This window comes from Comamonas terrae (assembly GCF_001544075.1).
GTDB classification, from domain to species: Bacteria; Pseudomonadota; Gammaproteobacteria; order Burkholderiales; family Burkholderiaceae_C; genus Comamonas; species Comamonas terrae.
In genome coordinates this window covers 1-5,948 of sequence record NZ_BCNT01000002.1, presented here as the reverse complement: position 1 = coordinate 5,948, position 5,948 = coordinate 1, and the positions used below count along the sequence as shown (strand labels likewise).

The window sequence follows — 5,948 nt, the reverse complement described above, 5'->3', positions numbered from 1 at the left end:
GGGGCGGGCGGCGGCGGCGGGGGTTCGGGCTGCGGCTCGGGGGCCGGCGGCGGAGGCGGGGGCGTTTCCACGGGCGCGGGAGCCGGTGCGGAGCTGCTCCAGACTTCGGCCTCGACCATGGGTTCGTCGGCTTGTCGGGGAGGGCGCACTGTCCACAGCAGGGCGGCGATCAGCAGCCCGTGCGCGGCCAGGGCCAGCGTCCAGGCGCGCGCCCGGCCTCGGGGGCGGGGCGGGGCAAACTGGTCGCGGTCTTGCTGGTGAGGCATGGTGTAGGGTGTCTGCCTTGTCGGTCTTGACTGTCTGGAATGGAGGGCGTGGCCGGTGCGGCACCTTCAGTGCGAGGAAGTGACCACGCCGAAGGCCACGCGCTTGACGCCGGCATCCTGCAGCACGGAGCGCACCTTCATCACGGCTTCGAAAGTCAGGTTCTTGTCGGCCTGGATCTGCATGGCGCTTTCCTCGGGCTGGCCTTGCTGCCAGGACTGGGCCGCGGCCTTGAGATCCTCGAGGCCGAGCTTTTGTTCCTGGCTGCCGGTGCGCAGGCGGATGTCGCCGTTCTTGTCCAGCAGCACATAGGCGATGTTCTTGCTCGGCGGACGCGAGGACTTGCCGGCCGTGGGCACGTTGATGGAGCCCGGCGTGAGCATGGGAGCCGTCACCATGAAGATGATGAGCAGCACCAGCATCACGTCGATGAAGGGCACCATGTTGATTTCGTTGACGGTGCGGCGGTTGCGCCCGCCGCGTGAGGCCACTGAGGGCATAGCGTCACTCCTTGCCGTTCATGCGGGCGGCGTTCAATGGCCGGATGCGCTGTGGGTGGCGGTGGCCCCCACGTTGCGCTGCAGGATGTTGGAGAACTCCTCGATGAAGGTCTCCTGCTGGCTGGCCAGGCGGTCGATGTTGTGGGCGTAGCGGTTGTAGGCGGTCACGGCGGGAATGGCGGCGAACAGGCCCATGGCCGTGGCCACCAGGGCTTCGGCGATGCCGGGGGCCACGGTGGCCAGCGTGATCTGTTCCATGTTGGCAAATCCCGTGAAGGCGTGCATCACGCCCCAGACGGTGCCGAACAGGCCCACGTAGGGGGAGACCGAGCCCACGGTGCCCAGGAAGGACAGGCCCGATTCGATCTCGTCGAGCTCGCGCTGGAAGCTGGCGCGCATGGCGCGGCGCGTGCCGTCCATGAGCGTGGCCACGTCGGTGATGCGGCGCTCGCGCAGCTTCTGGTATTCGCGCATGCCGCTGGCGAAGATGCGCTCCATGGGGCCGCCCTGCTTGGCATGGTGGGCCGCCGCGGCGTAGAGGTCGTTGAGGCTGGTGCCGGACCAGAAGTCCTGCTCGAAGTTGTCGTTGAGCGTGCGCACGCGCTTCAAGGTCTGGGCCTTGCGGAAGATGGTGGCCCAGCTGGCGATGGATGCGCCCACCAGGATCAGCATCACCAGTTGCACCACCCAGCTGGCCTGCATCACGAGGCTCAGGATGGACATGTCTTGGGAGTTCATGAAAGTTGCTCCAGGATATGGTTTGGAATTCTCGCGGGGCGCATGGCCGTGCCATCCACCCACCCAATGCGGATCAGCCCCTCGCACAGCGGCACGGGGCCTGTCGGTTGATTGTCAGTGTTCACCAGTAAAGCCTGCTGCTGTATTGTGAGCGAAGCGCGGCCGGCGCTTTGCAGGCGGGCGGTAACAATCAGTTGGTCGTCCAGCCGTGCCGGCCGCAGGTACTGCAGCTGTGCAGACGTTACGACAAAGATGCCGCCGGTTTGTTCCCGCAGGCTTTGCTGGGCGATGCCCAGCGAGCGCAGCCATTCGGTGCGCGCGCGCTCGAAGAACTTCAGGTAATTGGCATAGAACACGATGCCGCCCGCATCGGTGTCCTCCCAGTAGACGCGGACGGGGAACGCGAATCCCCCCGCGGCGACCGCGTTGCTTCCCCCCGCCGGCCCCCCCCCAAGCGGGGCAGTGCCTTCGCTGGGGCCGTCCATGCTGCGAGGCGGCTCCTGCCTGGCTTCACCGGCTTGCGCAGCGTCCGCTTCCGGCGCCAGAGATTCCTGCTTGCTCTGTGTCATCGCTGTGTCTTAGGCAAGAAGCCTCTTCAGGCGTGCAATGGCTTCCTGCAATTGCTCCATGGAGTTGGCCGTGGAAAAGCGCACGAAGTCGGCCGTCTCGAAGGCGCCGAAATCGCGGCCCGGCGTGATGGCCAGGTGGGCACGGTCCATGAGCGCGTAGGCAAAGTCCCAGCTGCCTTGCACACCCAGCCTGTCGGCAGCCGCACGGCAGTCGGCCCAGGCGTAGAAGGCGCCGTCGGGCTTGACGGGCACGGGCAGTCCCAGTGCATCGAGCGCGGGAATGAAATAGTCGCGGCGGGCCTTGAACTCGGCGCGCCGGCGTTCGTACTCGGCAATGCTTTCGGGTTCGAAGCAGGCCAGCGCCGCGTATTGCGATACGGTGCTGGCGCAGATGAACAGGTGCTGGGCCAGCATCTCGATGGGCTTGACCAGGGCCTCGGGCACCACCATCCAGCCCAGGCGCCAGCCCGTCATGTTGAAGTACTTGCTGAAGCTGTTGATGGAGATGATGTCCTCGCCCAGCTGCAGCGCCGTATGGCCGAACTGCTCTTCGTAGGACAGGCCCAGGTAGATCTCGTCGATGAGGGTCAGCCCCCCCTTGGAGCGCACCACTTCATGGATGCGGCGCAGCTCGTCGGGCGCGATCGAGGTGCCCGTGGGGTTGGAGGGCGAGGCCAGCATCACGCCGCGCGTACGCTCGCTCCAGGCGGCCTGCACCTTGCCGGCGCTGAGCTGGAAGCGCTCGGCCGCGGAAGAGGGAATCAGCACCGGCTTGCCCTCGGCCGCCGAGACGAAATGGCGGTTGCAGGGGTAGCTGGGGTCGGGCATCAGCACCTCGTCGCCCTCGTTGATCAGCGCCAGGCAGGCCAGCTGCAGCGCGGCCGAGGCGCCGGCGGTGACGATGATGCGCCGCGCCGGCACATCCACGCCGAAGCGCTGCGCATACCAGCCGCTGATGCGCTCGCGCAGCTCGGGCAGGCCGGGCGCCTGGGTGTACTGGGTGCGGCCCGCACGGATGGCGCGCTCGGCGGCCTCCTGGACCAGCGGCGGGGCGCCGAAGTCGGGTTCGCCGATGTTCAGGTAGATCATGGGCGTGCCGCTGTCCTTGGACTGGCGCGCGACTTCCTGGGCGCGCTTGGCCATCTCCATGACGTAAAAGGGTTCGATGCGCTGGGCGCGGCGGGAAAGCTGCATGTCGGGCAAACGATCTATCGGGGTGAGAAGGGGCGGTGCTTGAAACCGGCGCGGCCCGGCTCAGAAGTATGGAAAGGGCGAAGGCTTGAAACCGGCGCGGCCCAACCCAAGGACGCCGAGCAAGAGCCGTCTCGCGGTGAAGGCGTCGTCCCCCTCCCTTAGCGCGCAGCGCGTAGAGAGAGGGGGAAGCGGCAAAGCCGCTCAGGGGGTGTGGTTCCGATCTTTTTCCACTTCGGCGCTGCGCAGCTGGGGCGCCAGGCCGTTGAGCACGGCGTTCACGTACTTGTGGCCGTCCGTGCCGCCGAATTCCTTGGCCAGCTCGATACATTCGTTGAGCACCACGCGCCAGGGCACGTCGGGGCAGTGCTGGAACTCGTAGACGCCGATCCACATGCAGGCATGCTCGATGGGCGAGATCTCGGCCAGCGTGCGGTCCAGCTGGGGCGCGATCAGCGTGTCCAGCTGCTCCTCGGTTTCCACGCAGCCGCGCAGCAGCGCATCGTAGTGCACCGCGTCGGCCTTGTGGAAACCCGCCAGGTCGCGCGTGAAGCGGTCGATATCGAGCACGTCGTTGCGGCTCACGATGTGCTGGTACAGGCCCTGCAGCGCGAATTCGCGCGCACGGCTGCGGTTGGACTTGGAGCCCGCCTTGCGCGCGCCGGTGCTGGTCAGTCCGGTGCGGCTTTGGCGAGGGGGTCGGCGCGATGCCGGGCTGCTGGGTTGGTCGTCACTCATGGTCGTCGCTGTCATCAGCGTAGTTGTCGTAGGCGTTGAGCAGGTTGGCCATCTCCACGGCCACGCGGGCCGCGTCGCGGCCCTTGTCGACCTGGCGGGCAATGGCCTGCTCGGTGTTTTCGGTGGTGATGATCGCGTTGGCGATCGGCAGGTGGTAGTCCAGGGCCAGGCGCGTCACGCCCGCGCCCGATTCGTTGGCCACCAGCTCGAAGTGGTATGTCTCCCCGCGGATGATGCAGCCCAGCGCCACGAGGGCGTCGTACGCATCGGTCTCGGCCAGCGCCTGCAGGGCCACGGGCACTTCCAGGGCGCCGGGCACGGTGACGTGGTCGATGTTTTCGGTCTTCACACCCAGGGCCAGCAGCTCGTCGCGGCAGGCGTTGAACAGGGTGTTGGTGATGCTTTCGTTGAAGCGTGCCTGGACGATGCCGATCTTCAGATCGGCGCCGTCGAGGTTCTGGCCTTGGCCTTTTTCTGCATTCAGCATGCGGGGTCCTTTTATTGCTTGGTGATGTAGCCGCTGATTTCCAGGCCGTAGCCCGCCATGCTGGGCAGGCGGCGCGGCTGGCCCATGAGCTGCATCCTGGAGACGCCGAGGTCGCGCAGGATCTGCGCGCCCACGCCGTAGGTGCGCAGATCCATGCGGCCGCGCTCGGGCGCCTGGGCCGAGCGGGCGCTGCCGTCGAACTGGGCCAGCAGCTGCTCGCCCGATTCGCCGCAGTTGAGCAGCACGGCCACGCCCTGGCCCTTGTCGGCGATGTACTGCAGGCTTTCATCCAGGCACCAGGAGTGCTGGCTGCGGCCCACTTCGAGCGCGTCCAGCACGGACAGGGGCTCGTGCACGCGCACGGGCACCGGCGTGCCGGCATCCCACTGCCCTTTGGTCAGCGCCAGGTGCACGGAACCGCTGGGCACGTCGCGGAAGGCATGGGCGATGAACTCGCCATGGGCGGTCTGCAGGGGGCGGGTGCCCACCTTGCGCAGCAGCGATTCGGTGCGGCTGCGGTATTCGATGAGGTCGGCAATGGTGCCGATCTTGATGCCGTGCTCGGCGCAGAACAGCTGCAGGTCCGGCAGGCGGGCCATGGTGCCGTCGTCCTTCATGATCTCGCAGATCACGGCCGAGGGCGTGCAGCCGGCCAGGGCCGCCAGGTCGCAGCCGGCTTCGGTGTGACCGGCGCGCATGAGCACGCCGCCGTCCACGGCCTGCAGCGGGAAGATGTGGCCGGGCTGCACCAGGTCCGTGGGCTGGCTGTTCCTGTCGACGGCCACCTGCACGGTGCGTGCGCGGTCGGCGGCCGAGATGCCGGTGGTCACGCCTTCGGCCGCTTCGATGGAGACGGTGAAGGCCGTGCTGTACACCGTGCCGTTGCGTGCGGCCATGGGCGGCAGCTTGAGGAATTCGCAGCGCTCGCGCGTGAGCGTCAGGCAGATCAGGCCGCGGCCGAAGCGGGCCATGAAGTTGATGGCCTCGGGCGTGACGTGGTCGGATGCCAGAACCAGATCGCCTTCGTTTTCGCGGTCTTCCTCGTCGACGAGAACGACCATGCGGCCGGCACGGATCTCGGCCACGATGTCTTCCACCGGCGAAATCGGCACGGGGGTGAGGGAGCTGTTCATGAAAGTGCCTTCTTGGACTTGCTGCATGCGGTGCCCGGCTGTCAGCAGCTGGCGCCGCGCACGCACCAGTGTCCGGGAATGCGGAGCGGGGCTCCGGCAGGACTTTCAAAGAACGTGTGAGGCGCCAGGGCCGCTTTCCAGCCAGGCAGGGCCTTGCGGAAAGCGCTCATTCTATGCCAGCCGAGGTCGGCACCCTGGCGCTTTGGCGCTATACCAATTGGCAATATTCCAGTTATCCGCGCTACCGGCGCAGCCGTTGCACAGCCACAGCCGTACAAAAACCTGCGCTGCGAAAACCAGATACGCCGAGCAAGAGCCGCCTCGCGGC

7 protein-coding genes and 1 pseudogene are annotated in these 5,948 nt (G+C 67.1%); all 8 read right to left on the bottom strand.

Going from position 1 to position 5,948, the window contains the following annotated elements:
- Positions 1-266: pseudogene (locus Cte04_RS03360) on the bottom strand (cell envelope integrity protein TolA); the annotation flags it as partial.
- A 66-nt stretch (positions 267-332) separates the two neighbouring features.
- Positions 333-764 (bottom strand): ExbD/TolR family protein, encoded by a 432-nt coding sequence (locus Cte04_RS03355; RefSeq protein WP_066472028.1) that lies wholly within the window; start codon positions 762-764, stop codon positions 333-335.
- 33 nt (positions 765-797) lie between these two features.
- Positions 798-1,502: a protein TolQ gene (tolQ, locus tag Cte04_RS03350; RefSeq protein WP_066472025.1), complete on the bottom strand. Its 705-nt coding sequence runs from the start codon at positions 1,500-1,502 to the stop codon at positions 798-800.
- The gene (gene ybgC / locus Cte04_RS03345) at positions 1,499-1,987 is read right to left on the bottom strand and encodes a tol-pal system-associated acyl-CoA thioesterase (protein ID WP_083526484.1); all 489 of its coding nucleotides are present in this window, start codon (positions 1,985-1,987) and stop codon (positions 1,499-1,501) included. The genes tolQ and ybgC overlap by 4 nt, the downstream gene beginning before the upstream one ends.
- Before the next feature lie 93 nt (positions 1,988-2,080).
- Complete coding sequence (locus Cte04_RS03340) at positions 2,081-3,265, bottom strand: pyridoxal phosphate-dependent aminotransferase (protein WP_066472046.1); 1,185 nt, start codon at positions 3,263-3,265, stop codon at positions 2,081-2,083.
- Between the two features lie 201 nt (positions 3,266-3,466).
- Entirely contained in the window at positions 3,467-4,000 is a 534-nt protein-coding gene (gene nusB / locus Cte04_RS03335; protein ID WP_066472044.1) for a transcription antitermination factor NusB, read from the bottom strand.
- Positions 3,993-4,487, bottom strand: coding sequence for a 6,7-dimethyl-8-ribityllumazine synthase (gene ribH / locus Cte04_RS03330; RefSeq protein ID WP_066472024.1), 495 nt, complete (start codon positions 4,485-4,487; stop codon positions 3,993-3,995). The genes nusB and ribH overlap by 8 nt, the downstream gene beginning before the upstream one ends.
- A gap of 11 nt (positions 4,488-4,498) precedes the next feature.
- Positions 4,499-5,620, bottom strand: a complete 1,122-nt coding sequence (gene ribBA / locus Cte04_RS03325) for a bifunctional 3,4-dihydroxy-2-butanone-4-phosphate synthase/GTP cyclohydrolase II (RefSeq protein WP_066472032.1) — start codon at positions 5,618-5,620, stop codon at positions 4,499-4,501.
- Positions 5,621-5,948 lie beyond the last annotated feature (328 nt).

What these genes read in the sequence shown, in the direction of transcription:
- Cte04_RS03355 (WP_066472028.1), bottom strand. Translation starts at nt 764, where the DNA reads ATGCCCTCAGTGGCCTCACGCGGCGGGCGCAACCGCCGCACCGTCAAC.
- tolQ (WP_066472025.1), bottom strand. Translation starts at nt 1,502, where the DNA reads ATGAACTCCCAAGACATGTCCATCCTGAGCCTCGTGATGCAGGCCAGC.
- ybgC (WP_083526484.1), bottom strand. Translation starts at nt 1,987, where the DNA reads ATGGACGGCCCCAGCGAAGGCACTGCCCCGCTTGGGGGGGGGCCGGCG.
- Cte04_RS03340 (WP_066472046.1), bottom strand. Translation starts at nt 3,265, where the DNA reads ATGCAGCTTTCCCGCCGCGCCCAGCGCATCGAACCCTTTTACGTCATG.
- nusB (WP_066472044.1), bottom strand. Translation starts at nt 4,000, where the DNA reads ATGAGTGACGACCAACCCAGCAGCCCGGCATCGCGCCGACCCCCTCGC.
- ribH (WP_066472024.1), bottom strand. Translation starts at nt 4,487, where the DNA reads ATGCTGAATGCAGAAAAAGGCCAAGGCCAGAACCTCGACGGCGCCGAT.
- ribBA (WP_066472032.1), bottom strand. Translation starts at nt 5,620, where the DNA reads ATGAACAGCTCCCTCACCCCCGTGCCGATTTCGCCGGTGGAAGACATC.